This window comes from Glutamicibacter sp. BW77, assembly GCF_002332285.1.
Lineage (GTDB): Bacteria > Actinomycetota > Actinomycetes > Actinomycetales > Micrococcaceae > Glutamicibacter > Glutamicibacter bergerei.
Map to the genome: position 1 here is coordinate 66,430 of NZ_NRGT01000073.1, position 25,491 is coordinate 91,920.

Below are 25,491 nucleotides of genomic sequence, written 5' to 3' on the forward strand. Positions count from 1 at the left end.
TACCCAAGCCGAACCACACGACGCGAAAAGACAAAAACTTGACTGATAAGCCCATCCGCGAAGCCCTCGACGCCGCCGGACGAGTTCCGAGCGAACAGGACCTAGACACGCTCAGCCGCCAACTCAACCGTCCGGTACGTGACGTGGTGGAAATTGGTGCACGCTGCGTTTGTGGCAACCCCTTGGTAGCGACCACGGCACCACGGCTTTCCAGTGGCATCCCGTTCCCCACCACCTACTACCTGACGCACCCGGTGATTACCGCCGCGGTGTCTCGGCTGGAAGCAGCGGGACTGATGGGCACAATGAACGAACGCCTAGGTGATGACACACAGCTGGCTGCCGACTACGAGTTGGCCCATGAGGCTTACCTAGCAAACCGTGATGCTATCGGCGCACGCTCGGGCACCGGTGAGGTCCCGGAGATCGCCGGCGTCTCTGCTGGTGGCATGCCAACCCGAGTTAAATGTTTGCACGTACTGGTCGGTCACGCTTTGGCCTCTGGCGAAGGTGTTAACCCACTCGGAGATGAGGCAATCGCTCAGATCGCCGAGTGGTGGACTAAAGACAAATGCTTCTGTGAAGGTGCGTGGGAGACTACCGGCCAGGCGCCGAGCCAGGATCGTTCACGTCATGTGAAGACTCAGGAAAAGGTTGACCCTTCCGTCAAACGGGCCGAACGTGCACGTAAGCGTGCAGAGCGTGAAGCCAACGAAGCGGATCAAGCCTAATGCGTGTCGCTGGAATTGATTGCGGTACCAACTCCATCCGTCTGCTGATCGCCGACTCTGTCGAAACCGACAGCGGTATGCAGCTGAGCGACGTGCTTCGCACCATGCGCATAGTACGTCTGGGCCAAGACGTTGATGCGACCGGCGGCTTTGCCCCCGAGGCTTTGGAACGTACCTTTGCAGCGGTTCGCGAATACAAGGCACTGTGTGATGAGCATGAAGTCCAGCAGATTCGTTTTGCTGCGACGAGCGCCGCCCGTGACGCGTCAAACCGTGATGTTTTCCTCTCCACCATCACCGACCTGCTAGGTGTCACCCCGGAGGTGATCACCGGAGATGAGGAAGCAAACCTGTCATTCGCCGGTGCCGCCTCGGTCCGCGAAGCCAAAGATGGCAAGATACTGGTCATCGACTTAGGCGGAGGATCGACCGAGTTTGTGCTCGGTGACGGATCTGGAATGTTGGCGGCTACCTCCCTGGATATGGGTTGCGTGCGGGTTACCGAACGCTTTGCCCAGCTCAGCGACGCGGTCGAGTTTATCGATCAGACGCTGTCCACCCTCGAAAATCGTGTTGATGTGTCAGAAGTTGACGCGGTGATTGTGGTGGCGGGGACGTTTACCACGCTGACCGCGCAGGCCCTGGGACTCAGCGCTTATGACTCGGCTGCCATTCACGGAGCCGAACTGAGCTTTAGTGACATGCGTCGTGCCACCAAGCAAATGCTCTCCTATAACCGAGAACAGCGCGAAGCCTTAGGGTTCATGCATCCTGGACGCGTTGATGTGATTCAGGCGGGAGCGCTAATCGTGGAACGCATCTTGGATTACCTTGAACGAGCTAGCGCGCAGCGTCCAATGACGTTGATTGCTTCAGAACACGATATTCTCGATGGAATTGCGGCTTCGGCCGCGAGAAACTAGTCAACTGCAACACTTTGCCCTACCGGCTAGGTGTGCCGGAGCCCCCTTGCGAGGAGATGATTGTGGGTTACATGAGAACCGGTAAACCCGTTGTGGCGCGGACTTGGATAGCCGCCGTACTCGCGGCGTTGCTGATCAGCGCAACCTTTGTTGGTGCCGTTCCGGCTCATGCAGACGACATTCGCAGTAGCGAGTACTGGCTCAAAGCACGCGGAATTAGCGAAGCGCACAAGGTCACCAAGGGCAAAGGCGTTAAAGTCGCCATCATTGACACTGGTATTGATACCAGTCACCCCGATCTGAAGGGGACGGTCACCGGTGGCGCCGATATGTCCGGTTCCGGCGGACCACAAGGTGACAAACCGATCGGCGTGATGAGCGAACACGGCACGCTCGTGGCTACGCTGCTGGGCGGCCGCGGAAATAACAAGCAAGAAATTGAACGGGTTAAATCCGAGAACGAACGTTTAAAGACCGCTTGGGAAAAGGCGAAGAAACACGCCGAAGACGAAAATAAAGACAAAAAGGACGACGAAGAAAAGGTAGAGGTCCCCAAGGAACCCGAATACGAGAAGATCCCTGCTCTGCGCGCAGGTAACGATGGGGTACTTGGCGTGGCTCCTGAGGCGGAACTACTTTCGGTATCGTTGTGGATGGGCGGGGACAACCCCGCGGGCATTCCGGTGGAAGAACAGATTCCTAAGGCAGTGCGTTGGGCTGTTGATTCCGGCGCTAAGGTGATCAATATGTCTCTGGGATCAACCTCTCCGGCATGGCCCGAGAGCTGGGACGATGCGTTCAAATACGCCGAAGATAAGGACGTGGTGATCGTGGCCGCCGCCGGTAACCGTTCCGGTGGAATGAGCCAGGTTGGCGCCCCGGCGACAATCCCAGGCGTGTTGACCGTCGCTGGTGTCGACGAGTCGGGCAAGGCATCGAAAGATTCCTCCACGGAGGGCATCTCCATCGGTGTCGCCGCTCCGGCTGAACAACTTGTCGGTGGTTTGCCAGGCGGTGGTTATGCCCGCTGGTCCGGAACATCCGGTGCAGCTCCGTTAGTCGCCGGAGTGGCTGCCTTGATCCGTGCGGAGCATCCACAGATGAAAGCCCCGCAGGTGATCAATCGAATCTTGCAGACCGCTAAGGACACCGGGGCACCGGGCGTGGATAACCTGTATGGCTACGGAATTATTGATGCCCATGCAGCCGTGACCGCGAATGTGCCGGTGGCTAAAGAAAACCCGTTGAATACCATTACTGAATGGATTCGAATTCACCGTCGCAATGTCGATAGCACCACCGAGGCCCCAGATCCGGGCGTGTCCATGGAGAAGTCCACACTCAACCCGGTGGCCGCACCAAAACCTATCCTTCCTGATGACTCGACTCCGGTCTTGCAGCCGGTAATCGTTGTTGGCGGCAGTGTGTTGCTACTGCTCGCGCTTCTGCTCGGCGGAACTCAAATAGGGGTCAGTGCGCGCCGGCAGAAGAAGATTCGTGAGGTTGAACTTGCCGCGTTGAGTAAACTCCCGGTGGATGAACCAAACGATGGGCGTGATTTCTTCGACGAGATTCCCGAAGATGAAAAATAGTTGACGCAACGTTGTGGCGGCAGATAAACGTAGAAATATTCCTCGTTTGTCTGTCGCCACGATGCGTTAACCGCCGTGAAAACGGTGGTGCAGGGGGAGCCGAAATCAGCAGAAAACCTCGTGTGCGTGATGAACTAAAAGTAGGTTGGGCCGGACTGCGTGCAGACCGTGTGCGTGGCTGGAGACGAAGCCAACACAGAAAGTTAGTGAATGTTTTCACTAACTCCGAAAACCCGCGTAGAATAAGGAATATGTCGATCATCGAAAGCTCCCAGAAGCGTCCGCGCATTCTTGTCGTTGGCGGTGGCTATGTTGGCCTTTACGTCGCGATGAAATTGCAGAAGAAGGTCAAGGATCACGGTGGCATTGTCACCGTCGTAGACCCGAACCCATACATGACTTACCAGCCATTCCTGCCAGAAGTTGCAGGTGGCCAGATTGAACCGCGTCACGTTGTGGTTTCCCACCGTGCGCACTTGAAGCACTCCGAACTGGTTAACGGTCGGGTGCTGAGTATTGACCACGCAGCAAAGAAGGCAGTCGTCGCTCCCGTGAGTGGCGAAGAATTCGAGCTGGAGTACACCGATATTGTGATGTCTGCAGGTGCGATCACTCGTACCTTCCCGATTCCGGGACTAGGCGACGCGGGTATCGGCCTGAAGACCATCGAAGAGGCCGTAGCGCTGCGCAACCAGGTTGCCGAGCGTATCGAATCCGCATCGAACATGACTGATCCGGTAGCGCGCAAGCGTGCCCTGACCTTCGTAGTGGTCGGTGGCGGCTTCGCCGGCATCGAGACCATCGCCGAGCTGGAAGACATGGCTCGTCACCTGATCAAGCTCAACGATCGCATCGATGAGAAGGAAGCACGCTTCGTTCTTGTTGAGGCCATGGGCCGCATCATGCCAGAAGTTACCGAAGAGCAGGCACTGTGGGTTGTTGACCACTTGCGTAGCCGCGGTATCGAGGTTCTGCTGAACACCTCGCTGGCAGATGCCACCGACGGTGTCCTGCAGCTGATCAACATGGCTGACAAGTCCCCAGCAGGAACCTTCGGATCAGACACCTTGATCTGGTGCGCCGGTGTGATGGCGAACCCAATGGTCCGTTCCACCGACTTCCCGATCGAGCAGCGCGGCCGCATCGAGACCCGCACCGACCTGCGTATCAAGGACGAGAACGGCAACCCGCTGGAAGGCGCATGGGCTGCCGGCGACATCTCGGCCGTCAAGGACGTCACCGGCGGCCTGCCGGACGGTACCTGCGTGCCAAACGCACAGCACGCGGTACGCCAGGCGAAGTTGCTGGCGAAGAACCTCTACGCTTTGCGTTACGGTGTGGGCACCGTCAAGGAATACAAGCACAAGAACCTCGGCGCAGTTGCAGGCTTTGGCCGCAACAAGGGCGTGGCAAAGGTTCTTGGCCTGAAGCTCAAGGGCTGGCCAGCATGGATGGCTCACCGCGGTTACCACGGTATGGCCATGCCAACCTTCGAACGCAAATTCCGCGTCGTAGGCGACTGGATGGTTGCGTGGTTCTTCTCGCGCGATGCACTGCAGCTGAACAACCTTGAGACCCCGCGTGCGGCTTTCGAAGAATCGGCTAAGCCAAAAAAGGCTCCAGCCGCTAAATAAGTTTCGCTGATCGACGATCGCTGGCCGCAGGAGCCGGAAGGAATTCTGGCTCCTGTGGCATCAAGCGGTGCGGTAATTTCAGAAATTGCGAAGTTATCGCGTAAGATTTTAGAGTCTTGCCCTCATGGTGGAATTGGCATACACGGCTGACTTAAAATCAGCTGCCGAAAGGCTTGTGGGTTCGAGTCCCACTGGGGGCACTTGTGAAAAAGGCCTCTGCATCCCTTTGTTTATGAGGATGCAGAGGCCTTTTGCTTTGCCCGGAATAGACTCATGATCAAGTGCTGCGGGCAGGATTTCTTCCGAGCGTGACTCACTGGCACGCTCTAGGCATAATTCGCTTGAAATATATCGATATCATCCCTATGGCTGAGCCGATTCACAGCAAACCCAAATAAGATCATCTATACACAGCAGAACACCATTCTGCACTTAAACTTACGACTTATGGGGGAATTTAGGTTGAGCGGTAACCCGATCTTCGGTTCCAAGAACCAGTCTGCAAGCTGGGGCACCGGCTCCAATGCAGGCAGCCCGGTCGGATTCCACGAATCCGGCAACCTCAGCGCCGAACAGTTGCAGGGAATGTACCAGCAGCCGTCGGCCAACAGCCAAGACACCGGTCGCATGACCATTGGCGACACCATCAACAAGACCATCCTGTGCTTGGCGCTGGTTGTTGTAGGTGCCGCCGTAGGTTGGACCGTACCAGCACTGATGCTGCCAGGTGCATTGATTGGCTTCGTACTCGGTCTGGTGAACGTCTTCAAGAAAAAGCCGTCACCGGCTTTGATTCTTCTTTACGCGGCAGCCGAAGGCCTGTTCCTGGGTGGACTGTCCGGGTTCCTTGAGCGGAGGTACGAGGGCATCGCTATCCAAGCAATCGTCGCGACCTTCTGTGTCGCCGGCGTGACCCTGGCCCTGTACCGCTCGGGTAAGTACCGGATGACGCCGAAACTGAACAAGATGTTCATGATCGCGATGATCGGCATGGTTGTCTTCTCGCTGGCCAACATGGTCATGATGATGACCGGCACCGTCGACGGCATGTTCGGCATGCGCAGCGGTGTCTTGGGTCTGGTCATTGGAGCTGTGGCTGTACTGCTGGCAACCTATGCGTTGGTCTCGGACTTCACCATGATTGAGCAGCTTTCCCGTGAGGGAGCCCCGGCCATCATGGCTTGGCGCGGTGCTTTCGGCCTGACCATGACCTTGGTCTGGCTCTACTTGGAGATTCTGCGCATTCTGGCTATTCTGCGTGGCGACGAATAAGCATATTGAAATAAATTTCTAGAACCAGTGCCCAATAAGGGTACTGGTTCTATTTTTTATGTCACAATTCCGACATGGATCCCGGTTGGGTGTCGAAGTCACGGTAACTTAGAGGGATGAAGAGTAATCGGCTGTCTCGACTGCGTCGGTTCCGCGTGGTGTTGCCGGCCAAAACGGCTGGGCATCCGGCCCCTGTATCGGCGAACCTGGATTTCCGCGAGGCCGAAGATACACCCTACGGGATGCGTTTAGCGGCCTGGTGGTCTTGGCGTTTCCTCGTGGTGGTTGCCGCCGTTGGCGTGCTCGTATGGTTGCTTTCAAAGCTGTCCTTGCTGCTCATCCCGGTAATGATTGCGGCGCTAATCACTGGCCTGCTTTCACCTGTCGTCCACGTGCTGAACCGCAAACTGGCGCTACCGCGTGTACTTTCCGTAGCGATCACCGTCATTGCTTTCCTGGCGCTGGTGATCAGCGGACTGTCGATGGCAGGACAACGGCTTACCGCCGGATTTGCTGCGCTGTGGAATCAAGCCATTGTCGGCGTGGAACAGATTCAAACGTGGCTCTTCACCGGACCTCTGCAACTAACCAACGCTGACCTGCAAAACGTCTTCGACGATGCACTGCGAGAACTGCGTTCCAACGCGACAAATATCCTCAGCGAAGCCATTAGCTGGGGCTCGGCCTTAGGCCAGATCCTCACCGGCGTATTGCTGGCGCTGTTTACCTTGATCTTCCTGCTTCTCGACGGCCGGAAGATTGGACTTTTCCTGATCAACCTCCTGCCACGCCGTGCGCGGCCTGCCATGGACGGCGCGATGACCCGCGGTTGGTCCGCATTGGTCAGTTATGTCCGAGTGCAGCTCTTGGTGGCATTCATTGACGCGGTCGGCATTGGCTTTGGTGCCTTCTTCCTGGGCGTACCTTTGGCCATGCCGTTGGGAATCATCGTTTTTATCGGCTCCTTCATTCCAATTATCGGTGCACTGGTAACCGGCGCCCTAGCTGTCCTGCTGGCGCTGGTAGCCAACGGCTGGGTCAATGCCCTGATCATGCTCGGCGTAGTTTTGCTGGTGCAGCAGGCTGAATCAAATATCCTGCAACCGCTGATTATGGGTAAAGCGGTGAGCCTGCACCCGCTGGCGGTTGTCCTGGCTGTCGCCGGAGGCACCATGGTTGCTGACATTCCCGGCGCCCTTTTCGCGGTACCCATTATGGCCGTATTAAATGCGGTGGTGAAATATCTGGCTCGACGCGGATGGGACGATGACCCGTTCGTCCGCGATCAATATGGGGTAGGCGAAGACCCTCACGCCCCTCCGGAGCCATCCACCGAAAAATCCCCCGAACTTTTGCCGGCGCGTGAGCGCCCAGAGCACATCGCAACTGAGGACTAGATAGATGAGTAGCAAGCCGGAACTACCTGTGACATTGGCCGATATTGAACAAGCCGCGAAGGTGCTCCAGCCAGTGATCGCCCGCACCCCCATTGAGCACTCCCGAGTCCTCTCTCTGCACGCGGGAGCGGAAGTATTCTTGAAGTGCGAGAACCTGCAGCGTGCAGGCTCCTTCAAGATCCGCGGCGCATACGTACGCATGGCCAAACTAACCGACGAAGAGCGCGCCCGTGGCGTGGTTGCTGCCTCGGCGGGCAACCACGCCCAAGGTGTGGCTCAAGCGGCATCGCATCTGGGGATCAAGGCACGCATTTACATGCCCCGAGGGGTGGCATTGCCAAAATTGGCGGCCACCGAAGACCACGGAGCGCAGGTGGTACTGCACGGTGACACCGTCGATGAGGCCTTGGCCGAGGCGCAGAAATTCGCTGATGAAACCGGTGCCGTGTTTGTGCATCCCTTTGACCACCCGGACATCATTGCCGGACAGGGCACCATTGGCCTGGAGATCCTGGAGCAGCTTCCCCAGGTGGAGACCGTGCTGATGGGTGTCGGCGGCGGCGGTTTACTTGCCGGTGTTGCCATTGCGATCAAGGAAAAGGCCCGCCAGCTTGGCCGCGAAATCAAGGTTGTGGGTGTGCAGGCCGAAAACGCCGCAGCCTACCCGCCGTCGTTGGCCGCCGATGCGCTGGTCCCGTTGGATACCGTGCACACCATTGCCGACGGCATTGCCGTCGGCAAGCCAGGCCAGCTGCCCTTCGCGATCATCAAGGAACTCGTTGACGAGGTTGTTACGGTCTCCGAGGACGCGCTTGCACAAGCACTGGTAGTACTGCTGGAGCGCAACAAGCTCGTCGTGGAGCCAGCTGGAGCCGTGGGAGTTGCCGCGCTCTTGGAAGACCGCTTGCAGGAGCATGGAATCAACCCGGCCACGACCGTGGTGATCCTCTCCGGCGGCAATATTGATCCACTGCTGATGCTCAAGGTAATCCAGCGTGGTTTGAACGCCGCGGGACGATTCCTCACCGTGCGCATCATGCTGCCAGATCGCCCCGGCGCACTGGCCACCATCTCCCGGGTGATTGCCGAATCCGATGCCAACGTGACGCGTTTGGACCACACGCGGATCGGCGGCTCGCTGTCCATGGGGGACGTGGCCATCACCATCGACTTGGAAACCAAGGGGCATAAGCACTCCGAGCAGGTACTGGATAACTTGCGGGCAGAGGGCTTTGATCCGCACATCACCAATAGTGCCGGTGGTTCGGTCGCCTAGCAGAACAAAATTAGCCTAAAAAAGTGGCTCGACACCCCGGGGTGTCGAGCCACTCATTTAATAGGAGGAGGATTAGCCCTCGAAAGGTGTCGCAGAAACAATCTCCACGGCGATCTCGCGTCCGTTAGGCGCGGTGTAAGTCAGCTTGTCGCCAACCTTCTTGCCATGAACAGCCTGGCCGATAGGGGACTGCTCGGAGTAGACCTCGAGGTCGCTGTCGCCAGCAACCTCGCGGGAACCAAACAAGAAGGTGGTCTCATCGCCGGCGATGGTGGCAACTACCAGCATGCCTGGCTCGACGACTCCGTCATCTGCAGGCGCGTCGCCAACATGGGCGCGGCGTAGTAGATCCTTCAGGTACAAGATACGGGCCTCGGCCTTGCCTTGCTCTTCACGAGCAGCGTGGTAGCCACCATTCTCCTTGAGGTCGCCCTCCGAACGTGCCTGCTCGATGCGGGCGACGATTTCGGTGCGACCTGGACCGGAGAGGAAGGTCAGTTCAGTCTGAAGGCGGTCGAAGGCCTCCTGAGTCAGCCACACGACAGGTTCGTTGCTGTTGGTGCTCACGTTGTACTTCCTTTGGTCAGTCAGGGATTTCTTATGTGTACCGTCCATGTTGGGCGGTAAAGCCAAACGCCACCCTGCGGTGGCGTTGAAGAAATCAGATTCGGTACGAATTAGTGATCTGTCGAAATTCGGCGGATGCAAGCAAAGACCCCGCTAGGCTCCTGTTCCAATTGATCTTCAACTGGGCGCACAAACCGATGCGGGGTGAAACGTACTTTCCCACGATAATAGTCGCGATTGGGAAATAATCCCAATGCGTTCAGCTCTGAGGTTGAAGATTGCCTGCTTTATTACTTGGTGAACTCGTTCGGCACCTTGTAGCAAGACTCAACGCCGGCGGTTACCGCAAGATTATCGGTGTGCATCGGCACCGTCAGACGCTTGGTGGTCAGTACCCCGGGGTCGGTCGCTTCAAGCAGGACGGTATTAAACCCCACGGTGGCCTTTGACTCATTCATTGCGCGGACATCGCACTGCAGTCGGTGCTTGGAGTTGTATTCGACCTCGAAGACCGCTGTGGCTTGCGAGGGGGATTGCACCGAAAAATTGATGTCTTGGGCGGTGATGGCACTAAAATTACTGAAGCCAACCCAGGCCGCTCCGACGACTCCGAGGCTCAACGCGCCACCGATGAGCAAATTACGGGTGCGCTTAGCCAGCGGGCGTTTGTTGGGGTTGTTGTAGCGAGCCGTTAAGCTTGGATCAGACATTGCTTGCCCTGTACTACTCTCTGCCGTCGACTATGAGGTGTCTCTAGTCTACCGGCCGGGCCTTCAGGGAATAACGTAGGGCTACGTGAGAGTTGTCATTGATGGCATGCCATGCCGGCATGCCGGCCTGTTCACAGTGCAGAAGGAAGAGTTTACGTGGAGATTCACGACGTGAAGAAGTTAGCGCCGTCCCAGGGGCTGCGTCTCATGGCGATTCATGCCCACCCAGATGACGAGTCATCAAAGGGTGCTGCCACCATGGCCGCCTATGTTGATGCCGGCGCAGAGGTGATGGTTGTCAGCTGCACCGGTGGCGAACGCGGGGACATCCTGAACGCTGCCGTTGGCGAACTCGCGCACGCGCATCGTGATCTACCGGGGGTCCGCCGCACCGAAATGGCTGAAGCCGCCTCGGTCTTGGGCATCAAACACCGTTGGCTGGGTTATGTCGACTCGGGCCTGCCCGAGGGTGACCCGCTGCCGGAACTCCCATTCGGTGCCTTTGCCTTGCAGTCGGTAGAAATTGCCGCGGCCGGCATCATCAAGTTGATTCGCGAGTTCCGCCCGCACGTCATCACCACCTATGACGAAAACGGCGGGTACCCTCACCCGGACCATATCCACTGCCATAAGGTCTCAGCTTTCGCTTTCGAACAGGCTGGCAACGCACAGTTGTATCCCGAGCTGGGGGAGCCTTGGGAGGTCGACAAGCTCTACTATGACCGTGCGTTCTCCTCGGATCGCTTGCGTACCCTGCACTATGCGATGTTGGAAGGTGGCTACGAATCCCCGTACACCGAACGCGTCGCAAAGTGGGAAAACGACGAAGAGAACGAAATGTTCAAGTGGGTTTCGCCACACACCACGACCACTCAGGTGCACTGCGCAGATTATTTCACGTTGCGAGATCAGGCACTCTTAGCGCACCGAACACAGATTGACCCGGAGGGATTCTTCTTCGCGGTGCCAGAACATATTTACGCCGAGTCATGGCCGTGGGAGGATTACACGCTGATTTCGTCGAAGGTTGCTACACAACTGCCCGAAACAGATCTGTTTGCCGGACTAAGATAGAACCACGTACCTTCCAGTTCCAGAAAAGAGTTGTCCCCACACCGTGAATGCGATTTACGCGACCATGATGGTTGCGAGTACCAACGTACAGAACGAAGCGCTGGAGGAGAACAGCTATGGCCCGGGTTTCCTCGGCTTTGTGTTCACCGCGTTTCTGGCACTGGCAGTGATCTTCCTGATTCGTGACATGGTGCGCCGCGTCCGTCGTGTCCGTTACGCCTCGGAAGCCGAATCCAAGCAGAATGAGCTGATGCTCAAGGGCGAGAACCAACCAGTTCAAGAGCCTAGCGATCCAGTGGATCCGAAAACCTCCGAAGACAGCTAGGCCACAGAGCCTGGAACAGGCCTCATGCTGACCCACCGCGTTGTGAAAGGTCAGCATGGGGCCTGTTTTTTCCCGCGAGGTACATCAATCGCTCAGCCTTCGGCCGAATTGGAGGTGAGCAAGGACACCTTGGCGGCGTGGTGAGGCAGAATGGCGCTATGGGACAAAGAATCGCCAATAGCTCCAGCGCCTACCTCCGCCAGCACTCGCATCAAGAGGTTGACTGGTGGCCCTATGGAGATGAAGCCTTCGAACAGGCTCGCCTGCGTGACGTGCCGGTGATGCTTTCCATCGGCTACGCGGCCTGCCACTGGTGCCACGTGATGAGCCATGAATCTTTTGATGACCCGCAGATCGCCCGGAAACTCAACGATAACTTTATTTCCATCAAGGTGGACCGCGAAGAACACCCGTTGGTCGACGACACCTACATGATGGCAACCCAGGCGCTGACGGGGGCCGGAGGGTGGCCCATGACGATCTTCGCGATGCCCGACGGACGCGCTTTCCATACGGGCACCTATTATCCGAGTGAGCCTCGCGGAAAAGTTCCGTCCTTCACCCAAGTAGTAGACGCCGTCCATCAGGGGTGGGAAGAGCACCGAGAGGGACTCGAAGAGCAAGCCCAGATGCTCGCTGAGCACCTCGCCGAACTGGGGTCACGGCAAGGTGCCCTGCTGACGATGAGCATGGACTCCACAGCTGCCAAGGCCCTGCGCCAGGCTAGCCGTCACTGGATCGCAACGAGCAAAGCCGAGGGCGGCTTCACCCCTGCACCAAAGTTCCCACCCACCTGGGCACTGAAGACCATGTGGCGCACGGTGCTCCTGGACGGCGAACTCGGTGCCGAAGCCTTTGAACCTCTGGCGACAAGCTTAGAAGCGATACTGCTGGGGGGTCTGCGAGATCATCTCTCCGGAGGCTTCGCCCGATATTGTGTGGATGAAAATTGGACGATCCCGCACTTTGAAAAAATGCTCTACGACAACGCCGGCTTGCTTTCTTTATGCGCGCGGACCGCGGTCTTCGCGACGCAGTTTGCGCAGCAGCATCCCCAGCAGTCGCAGCGAGCCACACAGTTAGCGCAGTTAGCCCACCAAGCGGCTCTGGATACGGCGAGCTTCTTGAGCAATGACCTCTTGACTTCCGAAGCCGGTGCGCCCCACCGCGCTTTTGCCGCTTCGCTGGACGCAGACTCGCTGCGCGGCACGTCGAGCGTCGAAGGTGCAGCCTATACGTTCACCAGAGAAGAATGCCTTCAGGCGGTGCGCCGAGCAGGTGTCGAGCTGCCCGCGGACCTGGTGCGATTAGCTGGCATCGCCGAAGATCCGGGGTACTACCACGTCTCGTTGACCCGGATCCCGGTTGACGGCGAGAGACAAATTTGGGATGCCTTCAGAGCCGAACTGCGCACCGTGCGCGCCACCAGGCCAAGCCCGGGACGCGATGAGAAGATCATCGCCGGATGGAATGGTCTCGCCATTGAAGCGCTCGCCGAAGCAGGAGAGCTACTCGATGAACCACAGCTCGCCCAGCTAGCCGAACAGGTTGCCACCACGCTATGGGAGGTGCACTGGGATGCGCAGAGCCAAACGTTGGCGCGAGTGAGCTTTGCCGGTCAACGTTCGGCAAATAATGAGGGGACCTTAGAAGACTATGCCGGGCTTACCCTGGGGTTCTTAGCGCTGACCCAGAGTCCGCGCTACAGCGTGTGGCAGGAACGCGCTGGCATCTTGATCGAAAAGACCGCATGCTTCATCGATCTGGAGACCGGGATTCCTCGCGACGCCTTGGCCCTGGATGAACGCTTGAGCAAGCAACGTTCACAGATTGCCCCGGTGACGGTACTCGACGACGCTATTCCTGCTGCGGCCGCGCTCTATGCCAAGGCATTGAGCCGGTTAGCTATCCAGCGGATGGCCGACGAAAATTTTGATGATTCGGGCCAGGAACAATTTGACCTGGCACACCGGCTTAGCGCTCACGGTGTGGCGCTCGCCGGTCAGGCTCCCACCCAGGTAGCGACCGCACTTGAGGTGCAGTCGGTACTCGGCTCGGCGGTTCATTATGTGAAGTTAAACGGCGCAGGCTCAGCCGAGCGCCACCATTTGCTGAGCTTATGCCGGTGCCTGGGGATCGAAGTCCGGAGCTCTGCGCAGACCACTTCCGGGACACAAGACCTAGAAATTCAGCCTTGCCGGCTGTCGCAATGTAATCTTCCGGTGCACGATGTTTCCTCGTTGTTGACTTTGTTGGCAGGTGAATAAGCCTTAGCTGCGGATGCTTGGCTGCACGGTGTTGTGGGGGAAACACGATAGATTTAGTTTCAAGAAAACTTTTGAACGTGTGCGAAAGCGAGGAACCCGGTGCGTCTTCCCTCTCTTGTGTACCGTTTCTACGAACGGCGCCTAGCGAAGTCGCTACCCGGTGACAAGTTGCCCCACCACATTGGTGTCATGGTTGATGGCAATCGCCGCTGGGCGAAATTAGCAGGTAGCCCCACCATGGCAGGCCATCAGGCCGGCGCGGATAAGATCCTTGAGTTCCTCGAATGGTGTGAGGACCTTGGCATCAAGGTAGTCACCCTCTACATGCTTTCCACCGACAACCTCAACCGCGAACCCAGTGAGCTGCGTGATTTGCTGGAAGTCATCGGCAACACGCTGGATCGGTTGGGCGAAACGAACCAGGTGAAGGTGCAGCAAGTTGGTGCGGTGGACGTGCTGCCCGAGGAGCTCGCGGCGAAGCTTGCAGCGCTGGAAGCAAGCACCGCTCAACGGACCGGAGTCCACGTCAACGTGGCCATTGGCTACGGCGGGCGACGTGAAATCATCGACGCGATCAAGTCCTTGCTGCGCGATGCCTCAGAACATGGGCGTTCGTTGGATTCGGTGGGCGAATCGCTGTGCATCGATGAACTTGAATCGTACTTGTACACCAAAGGCCAGCCGGATCCGGATCTGGTGATTCGCACCAGCGGTGAGCAACGCCTGAGCGGCTTCTTGACGTGGCAAAGCGCCTACTCGGAGTTTTATTTCTGCGAGGCCCTCTGGCCGGACTTCCGCCGCGTCGATTTCTTACGCGCGCTTCGTGACTTTGCCGATCGGCAGCGTCGTTTCGGCGCTTAAAACGTCCGCTGAGTTGGCAAGTATTGATCGTTTCCGAAAATGATACTTTGCTGTAACCTGTTGGAGCAGTAAGCGGTCTATGGTGAGCATATGGCGGGACATCACAGTCCCGGCAGACCGAAAGGTTCCTCACTAGATGACAAGATGCGGCGTACTCACGAAGCGATTCGTGGTTCACCCTTGGCATCCGGTAGCGGGACTTCCCACTAAAGCGTGGGGAGATTCCCCACGCCGGATTCGAGAATGGGTGCGCTGTTATGACCCGAACTACCAACTCGGCCGTCCGCACATACGTCATTGACACCTCGGTGTTGTTGTCGGACCCGAAAGCGATGTTCCACTTCGAGGAGCACCACGTGGTGATCCCGTTGACAGTCATTACCGAGCTGGAACACAAGCGCAAAGACCCGGACCTGGGCTTTTTTGCCCGCCAAGCATTGCGCCTGCTCGATGAACTGATCGCCAGCCACGGGGGACTTTCCCAAGCCGTTCCGGTTTCCGATGCCGGAGGCACTCTGCGCATTGAGTTGAACAACATCGCCTCCGATGTTTTGCCCGTGGGGATGCGCTCGGCAGAAAATGACACCCGTATTCTTGCGGTGGCCAAGCACCTGCTTGATGAGGGCCAGGACGTGGCTTTGGTGACCAAGGACTTGCCCATGCGCATCAAGGCCTCCGCGATTGGTATCCACGCCGAGGTTTATCGTAATGAATTGATCCCCTCCACCGGATGGAGCGGGGTTCAATCATTGGAGCTAGACGAAGCGAGCATGGCCACGCTGTATGAGTCTGAAAAGCTCATCAATCTTCCCGAAGCCAGCCAGAGCCCGATCAATACCGGCTTTGTCATTACCTCGCCCAGAGGCAGCGCGTTGGCGCGCAAGGTCACGGCTGACACCGTCAAGCTGGTCCGTGGTGACCAGCAAGCTTTCGGTCTGCATGGAAGAAGCGCTGAACAGCGTATTGCACTGGATTTGTTGTTGGATCCCAACGTGGGAATTGTGTCGATGGGTGGCAGCGCAGGTACCGGAAAATCCGCGCTTGCGTTGTGTGCCGGGATGGAAGCGGTGCTCGAACGCCGCGAACACCGTAAGATCACGGTGTTCCGCCCGCTCTATGCGGTCGGTGGCCAGGAGCTTGGTTATTTGCCTGGTTCCGAAGGGGAGAAGATGGGGCCTTGGGCCCAAGCGGTCTTTGATACTCTCGGATCCATCGTGTCTAAGAACGTCATAGACGAGGTTGTCGAACGCGGCATGCTCGAAGTGTTGCCACTGACCCACATTCGTGGGCGCTCCTTGCACGATTCTTTTGTGATTGTCGACGAAGCGCAGTCGCTGGAACGCAACGTACTGCTTACGGTCCTTTCCCGGATCGGGCAGAACTCAAAGGTAGTGCTCACCCATGACGTGGCACAGCGAGATAACCTGCATGTTGGACGACATGATGGGGTCTCCGCGGTGGTTGAGCAGCTTAAGGGCCATAGCCTCTTCGGGCATGTGACTCTGATGCGTTCGGAACGCTCGGCTATCGCCGCGCTGGTCACCGAAATGCTGGACGGTCCGCTGACCTAAGGTGTGGCGCGCACCGTCCACGGGATGTGTGCGCGCACATCGGTCATCGTTGGGGTGGGGCTGGTAAACAGAGAGTCAATATAGTACTCATTTTTCGCCAACACCGTGATACCCAGCGGGGCCTCGCTGCTGCCTAAGACCCTGCGTTCAACACATATTCCGGTGTCAAGATCCAGCACGATCAGTGTTTGGGTCCCAGCCGGAACCAAAGCGAACACCGGGCTCCGTGGATGGTAATTATGCCCGGCGGTGAGCACCGCCGAAAGTTGCGCGCGTCCGTGCGAGCTACGCGTTTCGGCGAGCTCATGAATGTAGGTCGGGTGTTCAAAAGCTAGATCCAGGGAAGCTGGCTCGGTGCCCGCCAGTTCATAGGGATCAAGTACGGATGCCAAGAAATCCAGGGGCAACAAGTCTTGATAGCCGTCGATTTGCGGGCGTCTGGCAATGAGATGGTCCTCGGTATAGACCGGGGACGTTAGCGAGGCAGGTAAGGACCAGGAGGAGCCGGTGGCAGCCACGTAGTCTTGGCCTCGTTCTGCAGTAAAAAGTTCACGTTGATAGCAGACGGTATCTTCGTGGTTGCTGATCGCGATGGCTTCGCGCCCACGCAGTATTAGACCCAACGTGCCGTGCAGACCAGATTGGGCCAAGTGTTCAGGAACATTTAGCTCCAGTCGCAGGGAAGTGCTCAACCATGGTGCGGAGCGGGCCAGCGCACGGAAACGTCGCCGGGCGGCAGAATCAGGTGCCGGGTGATCGGGAAATAACTGCTCGGAAGCTGACGTGATCATATTTCCAGTGTAGAAGCACCCGCGTTATTCACAACCCAGCACATCGTACTAGAGCACCTGAGGTACTGGCCCTATGCTCTAAACATGATCACGCTCTGGCAAGAATCTTTGTGGACCGCTCTACCTCTGGTGCTGTTCTGCGCAAGTTTCCTTTGTTTCGGAGTGCTTTTGTCGCTAACAGATATCAAAGAGCACCGGCTACCGAACAGGTTGTTACTTCGCTGGGTAGTAATGAGTGCGGTGCTTCTACTGGGGCTGAGCATAGTGCGTGGGCAGTACCTTCCATTGCTCAATGCCGGGCTGGGAGCGCTCATTTTGGGTGGGGCGTATCTGCTACTTGCACTGATTTCGCGTGGAGCCATGGGCATGGGCGACGTGAAGCTTGCGATAGTGCTGGGTCTGAACGTCGGCTACTTTTCCTTATCTGCCCTATTCTTGGCCAGTGTGTTCGCGTTTGTGCTGGCTAGCCTAGTGGTGCTGAGTGGAATGATTGCTGGCAAACTGAACGCGAAGTCCGCGGTGGCCTTTGGCCCGTTCATGATCCTAGGTGCAGCACTTGCTTTGCTTATGACACCATAGGGCCATGACAACTCCGGAATTCATCACCGATCTGCGCACTCGTATTGGACATGACCTGCTCTGGTTGAGCGGGGTGAAGGTCGTGGTTTTTAACGGATCTCAGGTGTTGCTGGTGCGCAGGGTGGACAACGGACTGTGGACCTTGCCTGCGGGAATCATTGAACCAGGTGACGAAGCCTCGCATACCGCGGTCCGTGAAGTTTTGGAGGAGACCGGGGTGCGCTGTGAGCTGACGCATTTATTAGGAGTGGGAGTGACCGCCCCAGCGACCTATCCAAATGGTGACCACGCGCAGTATTTAGATATCGTATTTCGGGCCATACATCTGGGCGGCGAAGCACGAATCAACGATGACGAGAATTTAGAAGTCGGTTATTTTGAACTTTCCGACCGCCCGAGCCTGCCACCACTGCATGAGCGAGCCATTGACTGGGCACTGAATCCGAAGCCCGGCGGATATTTCGCCTGAGATAAACGCCAACGCCCCGCACGAAGCGGTTCGCATCCACCCAATAATTTTGGGGGATAGCGACGCTCGTACGGGGCGATGAACCGCTGAGAGCAGACTACTCCTTGGGATGTTCCACCGATGAGTCACTAGCTGGTGAGTCATGATCAGTAAGCAGAACTCCACCACCGTGTTTGGCAGCGCGCTCGGCCTCTTCAAGTTCCTTGGCTTCCAGCCCGCCGATCGCCTCACCACGTGCCACCATACCGGCGGTGTCCGAGAGCGGAACCTGCTTGAGGAACAGTGCCAGTACGAAGGCTAGAAGAATAAACGGAATCAGGTACCAGAACACCGGGGCCAACGAGTCAGCGTAAGCGGTGACAATGCCATCGCGTAGCTGCTCAGGAAGCTGGGCCAAGGTCTGCGGGTCCAAGGTTGCCGTCGCGTTGCCCGCATCGGCCGCGCTCGCGCCGGACGCCGTAAAGACCTCGGTGAGATTCTCCGAGAGTCTATTGGTGAACATCGCACCGAAGATCGCCACACCCAAGGATGCGCCAACTTCACGGAAGTAGTTGTTAGTCGACGTGGCGGTTCCGACCATCGCCGGATCTACCGCATTCTGCACCACAAGCACTACCACTTGCATGATCAGGCCCAGGCCTGTGCCGAAGACAAACAGGTACACGCAGATAAGCCACAACGGGGTGCTTGCGCTCAATGAGGTGAATGCGAGCATGGCCAAGGCGGTGACCAGGGCACCGGCAATCGGGTAGCCCTTATACTTGCCGGATTTGGTGATGGCGATACCAGACCAAATGCTGGTACCCATCATGCCCACCATCATTGGAAGCATTAACAGACCCGATACGGCCGCCGAGGTCCCGGAGGACATCTGCAAGAAGGTCGGCACGAAGGCGATGGCCGCGAACATGCCTAGACCCAGCGTAAAGCCGATCGCCGTAGCGTTGATGAAGATGCGGTTCTTGAATAGCGACAGCGGGATGATTGGATCTTCGGCGCGGGCTTCAACGATGATGAACAGCACCGCCGCGGTGAGCATGCCAAGGCCCCAACCCCAGGTTTCCAAAGCAGTCCAGCCGTGGTTTTTCGACCCACCAAAGTCGGTGAAGAAGATCAGGCAGGTAGTTGCGATCGACAGCAACAGCACACCAAGAATGTCGATTTTCTTGGTGGACTTCTTATTCGGGATGGTCAGCGCAAACCAAGCAATCAAGAACGCGCCGATGCCTATAGGGATGTTGATGTAGAAAGCCCACTGCCAGGTCAGATGGTCGACAAAGAATCCACCGAGCAACGGACCGGCAACCGCCGAGAGGCCAAAGATAGCACCGAGCGGGCCCATGTACTTGCCGCGCTGGGATGCCGGGACGATGTCGGCAATGATTGCCTGCGAGAGGATCATCAGGCCACCGCCGCCCAGGCCCTGCATGGCGCGGAAGAAGACGAAGGTCCAGAATGTTCCGGCGAAGGCTGCGCCTACGGAAGCTAAGGTGAACAGCGCGATGGCAATAAGGAAGAGATTACGACGGCCAAGGACGTCACCGAACTTGCCGTAAATCGGCATCACAATGGTGGTGGCCAGCAGGTAGGCGGTGGTGATCCAGGCCTGGTGCTCGACGCCGCCGAGCTGTCCAACGATGGTTGGCATTGCGGTGGACACGATGGTCTGGTCTAAGGAGGAAAGCATCATTCCGGCGATGAGCGCGGAGAAAATGATCCAAATCCTTCGTTGCGTCAGGAGCAACGGCGCCGATTCCGGGGATTTCCGGGATTCGGTGGTTGAAGTCATGCGTGGGATCCTTGCAAGATATGAGAGTCGGGCGGGGTGGCGCTCGGTTAAGAGCGGGTCAGTGGCTGGCTGTAAATCTCGCGTCCCATAGTGAGCACCGCGAGATATTCCTCGGCCAATGAACGTTCGCTGTCCGAGGCCAAATACCGGTCGACGGCTTTGAACGTGGCGAACTGCAGGGAATGAACCAGTAGTTCAAGTCCCGGGTGTGAAGCCTCAACGCCTTCACGTTGGGCGATGAGTTTCATGAATTCGGCCTGGCGTTCGGGACCGACCTTGATCATCCGCTCTAAGAGCTCCGGTTCACGGTGTACCGCGGCGAAGAATCCTTGGGTGCTACCGATGGCCTGTTCGTCTCGATTGAGCAGTTCGACGAACAAGGCGACAAGATCTGCCTGCAGGGTAGGGGAGATCCCTTGGATTCCGGCCGGACGCGAGGCCATGAACCGGTCTAAAGCATCGGCTGGGATTCCGTCGTCGTCGTGACCGAAAACGGCGTCGATTTTTGCAGCGAAGTAATTAAAAAAAGTCCGCCGTGAGATTCCCACCCCAGCGCAGAGCTGGTCGACGGTGAACCCGGCAAAGCCGTGTTCTGCGGTCAGTTCGCGTGCATGTTGGGTGATCGACAGGCGTGTTTTTTGCATGCGTGCGCTGAGCCCGGAGGGAGTGGTATCCGGGACAGTACCGGTAGTTGCACTATTGTTCACAAGATGCAGTTTTGCACCTACTGGCACCTCAGTGCAAATTATGTTATCGGGAACACAATCTCTGCTCGTTAGCCGAACGCTCGCGCGAGTGTGTTGCCTCGTAATAGACTGTGATCCATGACCTCGCTCCGACTGCTCCCGCCCAGCGCTCATCTGCATGAATCGTGGCTTCGCAATACGGAAGAATGGGATGGAGCGGACCAACAGGGCGCTTCGGTCTTCTTGGCAGATAAATACGGTTGGGACCTGAAGAGCCCTAAAGATTTCTCGCGCTGGGTACGTTTGCTCAACGATCTTGCCGATACACAGCATCAGCCACCGACTGGATTTGTTAACCAGTGCACGCTCTGGCTGGAACGGGATGAAGAATACCTCGGTGCGGTAAGCCTGCGGTATGCGCTGATCAACGATTTCCTTCAAGTCGTCGGCGGGCATATTGGTTATGGAATTCGTCCGAGTGCCCGCGGGGAAGGCCTTGCCGCACAAGCACTCAAGGCAATACTTGAAGTGGCTAGAACCCGCGGGATGCGACAGGTGCTGCTGACCTGCGACGATTCAAATATTGGTTCAGCAAAAACGATTGTGGCCTGCGGGGGACGGCTCGAAAGAATTCTCCCAGTCGAGGAGCTCGCCGCCCAATTTGGTTCTGTTGCGCCCGTTCGAAGATATTGGATCGATCTCTAAGCCGGTGCCGTTGACCAACGCGTCAAGCCGGCCACACTAGGAAGTCCCAGGGTGGCCGGCTCGTAGCAACTTTTAGTCTTTGCGGTAATGCGGAATGCGGTTTTAGTACTTTCCGGTCATCGTCGAAACGTCTAGCAGCTCATCAAGCTGTGCTTCGGTGACTTCGCCACGTTCTACGAACCCTAAAGCAATGGTCGCTTCACGCACCGTCAGACCCTCGGCCACAGCCTTCTTGGCAATCTTCGCAGCATTCTCATACCCGATGAGCTTGTTTAATGGAGTCACGATTGACGGTGATGCTTCGGCGAGGAAACGAGCACGTTCCACATTTGCGGTAATCCCATCGATCATTTTCTCAGCCATCACGCGCGATACATTTGACAGCAGACGAATGGATTCGAGCAGGTTCGAAGCCATCACCGGGATGCCCACATTCAGCTCGAAGGCCCCATTGGTTCCTGCCCACGCGATGGTGGTGTCGTTGCCGATTACCTGTGCGGCCACCTGAATGGCGGCCTCGGAAATGACCGGGTTGACCTTGCCCGGCATGATGGATGAGCCCGGCTGGAGGTCGGGGATGGAGATTTCGCCTAGCCCGGTATTGGGGCCTGAACCCATCCAACGAAGGTCATTGGCGATTTTGATGAGCGAGATCGCAATGGTCCGCAATGCAGCGGAACCTTCGACAAGTCCGTCACGGTTCGCCTGAGCTTCAAAGTGATTGCGTGCCTCGGTGATCTCTAACCCGGTGTCTTCGCGCAAGAACTCCAGAACTTGAGCTGGGAAACCTTCGGGGGTGTTGATCCCGGTACCGACGGCGGTGCCGCCGAGCGGGACCTCAGCTACCCGGGGAAGTGCAGCCTCAATTCGTTCCACACCGTAACGGATCTGTGCTGCATACCCACCAAATTCCTGTCCGAGGGTCACCGGGGTTGCATCCATAAGGTGTGTACGCCCGGACTTCACCACATCCTTGAACTCCGCTTTCTTGGACTCAAGTGAGATCGCCAATGATTCCAAGGCTGGAATAAGCTCGTTAACCAGTGCATTGGTGGCGGCTACGTGTACTGAGGTCGGGAAAACATCATTTGACGACTGTGAGGCGTTCACATGATCGTTGGGATGAACCTCGGTCGAGCTGCCTGCCTCTTTCAAAGCACGGGTAGCTAATTCGGCGAGAACCTCATTGGTGTTCATATTCGAGCTGGTGCCCGAGCCGGTTTGAAAAACGTCGATGGGGAAATGTTCGTCAAAGTCGCCGGTGGCGACCAGATCGGCGGCGGCCACAATTGCGTCTGCACGTTCGGCATCCAAAACGCCCAAGGCCTGATTGGCATGGGCAGCAGCCTTTTTAACCTGCGCGAGCGCCTTGATGTGGGCCGATTCGAGTTTTTTCCCAGAGATCGGAAAGTTCTCCACGGCGCGTTGGGTCTGTGCCCGATAGAGAGCTTGTGCCGGAACCCGGACTTCGCCCATAGTGTCGTGCTCAATGCGGAATTCGTCGTTGTTGCTCATGAGGCTCACACTACGCCGAGAAGACGATGTCCAAAAGGGATCTGCCTCTAACATCACAACCACTAGTGATGTTAGAGAGAGTGGGAATAAATTTAGGGTTAAACAAAAGTGGTCCGCGGGTGAACCGCGGACCACTTACTGCTTGGCTTGAAATTTACTCAAGGCCCATGCTTGAAACTAACTGAGCTTCACCTTCGGCAAGCTTATAGGCCACGCCTGCTACAGCAGTTCGTCCCTCAGCAATGGCGGTTTCGATGATGCTGGAAAGATCTACCAGACGCGAGGTGGTCTGTTTGACGTGTTCGACAACGGTGCCGTTAACGTCGGTAATATTTGATCGTTCTGCGGCAAATACCGACGGGATGATGTGCTCCACGAGGTCTCGCACGAAGCCCTTGGGCATATTGCCTGACTCTTTGGCATCAATGGCCGCGGTTACCGCGCCACAGCTGTCATGACCCAGAATGACGATCAGCGGAATATTGAGGATATCAACGGCGAATTCCAAAGATCCCAAGCTGGCGGGATCAAGCACGTGACCGGCGGTACGCACCACGAAGACATCTCCCAAGCCCACATCAAAAATGATCTCTGCTGCAAGACGTGAATCGGAGCAACCGAAAATTACTGCAAAGGGTTCCTGGCCGGCGACCAAGGACTCTCGCCGAGCGCCATCCTGGTTGGGGTGCTGAGTGTTGCCGAGGATGAATCGCTGGTTACCATTGGTCAGCTTTTCCCAAGCCTGCTGTGGTGTTAGTGCCGATTTGCCGTGTTCAGATTCCATAATTCGAATTCTACGCCGGTGCCAAGAAGTTCTTTCCACCTAATGACATCGCAGATGCAAAAATTACAGACCCTGAGCTTCGGCGGCCTGAACGACCGTCATCAATTCTTCCTCGCCGGTGTCGCTGGAAATAATCAACGTTGAATCCTTGAAATTGGAAATCATGTAAACGGTTTGATCCTTCTTGCGGACTTCCCAATTATGGCCGTTGATGACTCGTTCGTCGCTTGGAATCGCGTTGTCGGTTACCAGTGCGATCCATGTAGGGTTCGCATCTGCGCTCTGGCGAACATAAACGAAGTTTGTCTCATCCATCACCAAACCGAATTCCCAGTAGGAGACGTCCTGGATCTGGTTGCTCTTCCAGCGAGCGAAGTTTGCGTATTCATCGCCAGAAACCTGTGGCGCAAAAACTTTAAAGTCGGCAACGCCCGATACCTCGCTGGCCACGGCCTGCAAATCTACCGGATGCTGAAAGGATTCTTCCTTGTTCGCCGGGTTCAGCAGCAACAACGGAATGATCACCGCAATGGTGAAGCCTACCGATAAGAGCATGCCTTTGAAAGTTTGGTTTGCACGCTTTGACTGCTTTTCGGTCAGCAGCGGCGTGAATGGCAGATCCTCAAAGGTTGCTTCGGGGTCGTTCAAATCACGACGTATCGGCTGTTCGCCTACCGGGACATCATTCTGGGAAGTATTCTCTGGCTGCACAATCCCCATTCTCCCCGAAGTTCCTGTGCAAATCGAACCGAGGTGCCCAATCACACGTAGACGCTTGCTCAGTTTATGCGACATGAATTACAAGCAGAAAAACGATGGGGATATGATGGAGGTGTTTGCATAGGCGCAATGACTACGACTCAGTGATGGGATCTTTCGTGACCGAAGACAACAATTATGCCCACCTATCTCCGCGACTGTCGGTAACCGACGCGGAACCGGACCGCAACCTCGCACTGGAGCTGGTGCGCGCAACGGAAGCGGCAGCCATCGCTTCATCCCCGTGGGTTGGATTCGGTGACAAGAATGCCGCCGACGGCGCAGCAGTAGATGCCATGCGTGGCCTACTATCCACAGTGAACTTCAACGGCGTCGTGGTAATCGGCGAAGGCGAAAAAGACGAAGCCCCGATGCTGTTCAACGGCGAACAGGTTGGCAACGGCTCCGGAGCCGAATGCGATGTTGCTGTTGACCCAATCGATGGCACCCGTTTGACCGCACTTGGTCTGAACAACGCCCTGTCGGTTCTGGCTGTGGCCGACCGCGGTTCGATGTTTGATCCTTCTGCCGTGTTCTACATGGAAAAGCTCGTTACCGGTCCCGAAGCGGCCGACCTGGTTGACCTGCGTTTGCCGGTCAAGCAGAACTTGCACCTGATCGCTAAGGCCAAGGGCAAGAAGATCAGCCAGATCACCGTCACCTTGCTGGACCGCCCGCGCCATGCCGGACTCATCGAAGAAATTCGTGCTGCCGGCGCACGCACCAAGCTTTTGATGGACGGCGACGTTGCAGGCGCCATCGCGGCAACCCGTGAAGGTACCGGCGTTGACGCCTTGATGGGTATCGGCGGCACTCCTGAGGGTATCGTCACCGCATGTGCCATCAAGGCAATGGGTGGCGTGATTCAGGGCCGTCTGTGGCCAACCGATGATGACGAGAAGCAGAAGGCGATCGACGCTGGCCACGAACTAGGCCGCGTTTTGACCACCAATGATCTGGTCACTTCCGACAATTGCTACTTCGCAGCCACCGGCATCACCGATGGTGATCTGTTGCGCGGAGTACGTTACAAGAATGGTCGCATCCACACCCAGTCGATCGTGACTCGTGCCAAGTCTGGCACCATCCGCTTTGTTGATGGTGAGCACCAGCAAGACAAGTGGGAAGCTTACACCCGCTAAAAACGAGTTAACCATTCAAGCCGCTGGCTTCCCTCGAGAGGAAGCCAGCGGCTTGAATTGTTTAATGACTGA

24 protein-coding genes and 1 tRNA gene are annotated in these 25,491 nt (G+C 57.0%); 17 read left to right on the forward strand and 8 right to left on the reverse strand.

Translation table 11 applies throughout. From position 1 onward, the window contains the following. The first annotated feature begins 38 nt into the window (after positions 1–38). The 8 genes from CIK74_RS18795 (at position 39) to ilvA (ending at position 8,825) form a co-directional block, all read left to right on the forward strand. On the forward strand, positions 39–731 hold the full coding sequence (locus CIK74_RS18795) for a DUF501 domain-containing protein (RefSeq protein ID WP_170947872.1): 693 nt from the start codon (positions 39–41) through the stop codon (positions 729–731). Further along, positions 731–1,654 (forward strand): Ppx/GppA phosphatase family protein, encoded by a 924-nt coding sequence (locus tag CIK74_RS18800; RefSeq protein WP_170947873.1) that lies wholly within the window; start codon positions 731–733, stop codon positions 1,652–1,654. The genes CIK74_RS18795 and CIK74_RS18800 overlap by 1 nt, the downstream gene beginning before the upstream one ends. Positions 1,655–1,725: 71 nt before the next feature. Next, positions 1,726–3,246: a S8 family serine peptidase gene (locus CIK74_RS12665; protein WP_096256778.1), complete on the forward strand. Its 1,521-nt coding sequence runs from the start codon at positions 1,726–1,728 to the stop codon at positions 3,244–3,246. Positions 3,247–3,497: 251 nt separating this feature from the next. Continuing rightward, positions 3,498–4,880 (forward strand): FAD-dependent oxidoreductase, encoded by a 1,383-nt coding sequence (locus tag CIK74_RS12670; RefSeq protein WP_096256567.1) that lies wholly within the window; start codon positions 3,498–3,500, stop codon positions 4,878–4,880. A gap of 118 nt (positions 4,881–4,998) precedes the next feature. Continuing rightward, positions 4,999–5,080 (forward strand) — tRNA-Leu (locus CIK74_RS12675). Between the two features lie 262 nt (positions 5,081–5,342). After that, positions 5,343–6,152 (forward strand): Bax inhibitor-1/YccA family protein, encoded by an 810-nt coding sequence (locus CIK74_RS12680; RefSeq protein WP_240520538.1) that lies wholly within the window; start codon positions 5,343–5,345, stop codon positions 6,150–6,152. A gap of 116 nt (positions 6,153–6,268) precedes the next feature. Further along, positions 6,269–7,549 (forward strand): AI-2E family transporter, encoded by a 1,281-nt coding sequence (locus CIK74_RS12685; RefSeq protein ID WP_096256569.1) that lies wholly within the window; start codon positions 6,269–6,271, stop codon positions 7,547–7,549. 4 nt (positions 7,550–7,553) lie between these two features. After that, the gene (gene ilvA / locus CIK74_RS12690; RefSeq protein ID WP_096256570.1) at positions 7,554–8,825 is read left to right on the forward strand and encodes a threonine ammonia-lyase; all 1,272 of its coding nucleotides are present in this window, start codon (positions 7,554–7,556) and stop codon (positions 8,823–8,825) included. Between the two features lie 72 nt (positions 8,826–8,897). Here ilvA and greA read toward each other — a convergent pair whose 3' ends face one another. Continuing rightward, entirely contained in the window at positions 8,898–9,392 is a 495-nt protein-coding gene (gene greA, locus CIK74_RS12695) for a transcription elongation factor GreA (RefSeq protein WP_096256571.1), read from the reverse strand. A 290-nt stretch (positions 9,393–9,682) separates the two neighbouring features. After that, positions 9,683–10,102 (reverse strand): DUF4307 domain-containing protein, encoded by a 420-nt coding sequence (locus tag CIK74_RS12700; RefSeq protein WP_096256572.1) that lies wholly within the window; start codon positions 10,100–10,102, stop codon positions 9,683–9,685. A 207-nt stretch (positions 10,103–10,309) separates the two neighbouring features. On the opposite strand from CIK74_RS12700, the gene mca reads away from it, so the two are divergent. The 5 genes from mca to CIK74_RS12725 all read left to right on the forward strand — a co-directional run bounded on the left by mca (position 10,310) and on the right by CIK74_RS12725 (position 16,200). Continuing rightward, on the forward strand, positions 10,310–11,176 hold the full coding sequence (gene mca / locus CIK74_RS12705; protein ID WP_240520548.1) for a mycothiol conjugate amidase Mca: 867 nt from the start codon (positions 10,310–10,312) through the stop codon (positions 11,174–11,176). A 43-nt stretch (positions 11,177–11,219) separates the two neighbouring features. After that, entirely contained in the window at positions 11,220–11,501 is a 282-nt protein-coding gene (locus CIK74_RS12710; RefSeq protein ID WP_096256574.1) for a hypothetical protein, read from the forward strand. A gap of 158 nt (positions 11,502–11,659) precedes the next feature. Next, entirely contained in the window at positions 11,660–13,768 is a 2,109-nt protein-coding gene (locus CIK74_RS12715) for a DUF255 domain-containing protein (RefSeq protein ID WP_096256575.1), read from the forward strand. Between the two features lie 99 nt (positions 13,769–13,867). Beyond that, positions 13,868–14,629 (forward strand): isoprenyl transferase, encoded by a 762-nt coding sequence (locus tag CIK74_RS12720; RefSeq protein ID WP_096256576.1) that lies wholly within the window; start codon positions 13,868–13,870, stop codon positions 14,627–14,629. 257 nt (positions 14,630–14,886) lie between these two features. Beyond that, entirely contained in the window at positions 14,887–16,200 is a 1,314-nt protein-coding gene (locus tag CIK74_RS12725) for a PhoH family protein (protein ID WP_096256577.1), read from the forward strand. On the opposite strand, the gene CIK74_RS12730 is transcribed toward CIK74_RS12725, so the two are convergent. Next, positions 16,197–16,991, reverse strand: a complete 795-nt coding sequence (locus CIK74_RS12730; protein ID WP_096256578.1) for a hypothetical protein — start codon at positions 16,989–16,991, stop codon at positions 16,197–16,199. The genes CIK74_RS12725 and CIK74_RS12730 overlap by 4 nt on opposite strands. Before the next feature lie 84 nt (positions 16,992–17,075). Here CIK74_RS12730 and CIK74_RS12735 point away from each other — a divergent pair, with 84 nt between their 5' ends. Both CIK74_RS12735 and CIK74_RS12740 read left to right on the forward strand, forming a co-directional pair. Then, the gene (locus CIK74_RS12735; RefSeq protein WP_096256579.1) at positions 17,076–17,570 is read left to right on the forward strand and encodes an A24 family peptidase; all 495 of its coding nucleotides are present in this window, start codon (positions 17,076–17,078) and stop codon (positions 17,568–17,570) included. A gap of 4 nt (positions 17,571–17,574) precedes the next feature. After that, positions 17,575–18,039 (forward strand): NUDIX domain-containing protein, encoded by a 465-nt coding sequence (locus CIK74_RS12740; RefSeq protein WP_096256580.1) that lies wholly within the window; start codon positions 17,575–17,577, stop codon positions 18,037–18,039. Between the two features lie 97 nt (positions 18,040–18,136). Here CIK74_RS12740 and CIK74_RS12745 read toward each other — a convergent pair whose 3' ends face one another. Further along, positions 18,137–19,828 carry an MDR family MFS transporter gene (locus CIK74_RS12745; protein ID WP_096256581.1) on the reverse strand — a complete coding sequence of 564 codons (1,692 nt, stop codon included), beginning with the start codon at positions 19,826–19,828 and terminating at the stop codon, positions 18,137–18,139. Positions 19,829–19,875: 47 nt separating this feature from the next. Continuing rightward, positions 19,876–20,535, reverse strand: coding sequence for a TetR/AcrR family transcriptional regulator (locus CIK74_RS12750; RefSeq protein WP_240520539.1), 660 nt, complete (start codon positions 20,533–20,535; stop codon positions 19,876–19,878). Between the two features lie 117 nt (positions 20,536–20,652). On the opposite strand from CIK74_RS12750, the gene CIK74_RS12755 reads away from it, so the two are divergent. Beyond that, entirely contained in the window at positions 20,653–21,219 is a 567-nt protein-coding gene (locus CIK74_RS12755; RefSeq protein WP_096256582.1) for a GNAT family N-acetyltransferase, read from the forward strand. Positions 21,220–21,321: 102 nt separating this feature from the next. Here CIK74_RS12755 and CIK74_RS12760 read toward each other — a convergent pair whose 3' ends face one another. The 3 genes from CIK74_RS12760 to CIK74_RS12770 form a co-directional block, all read right to left on the reverse strand. Continuing rightward, positions 21,322–22,734 (reverse strand): class II fumarate hydratase, encoded by a 1,413-nt coding sequence (locus tag CIK74_RS12760; protein ID WP_096256583.1) that lies wholly within the window; start codon positions 22,732–22,734, stop codon positions 21,322–21,324. 154 nt (positions 22,735–22,888) lie between these two features. After that, a complete protein-coding gene (locus CIK74_RS12765) occupies positions 22,889–23,518 on the reverse strand; it encodes a carbonic anhydrase (RefSeq protein ID WP_096256584.1) in 630 nt (209 codons plus the stop codon). 63 nt (positions 23,519–23,581) lie between these two features. Beyond that, the gene (locus CIK74_RS12770) at positions 23,582–24,238 is read right to left on the reverse strand and encodes a DUF4245 domain-containing protein (protein ID WP_170947875.1); all 657 of its coding nucleotides are present in this window, start codon (positions 24,236–24,238) and stop codon (positions 23,582–23,584) included. Positions 24,239–24,384: 146 nt separating this feature from the next. Here CIK74_RS12770 and glpX point away from each other — a divergent pair, with 146 nt between their 5' ends. After that, positions 24,385–25,419 carry a class II fructose-bisphosphatase gene (gene glpX / locus CIK74_RS12775; protein ID WP_096256586.1) on the forward strand — a complete coding sequence of 345 codons (1,035 nt, stop codon included), beginning with the start codon at positions 24,385–24,387 and terminating at the stop codon, positions 25,417–25,419. Positions 25,420–25,491 lie beyond the last annotated feature (72 nt).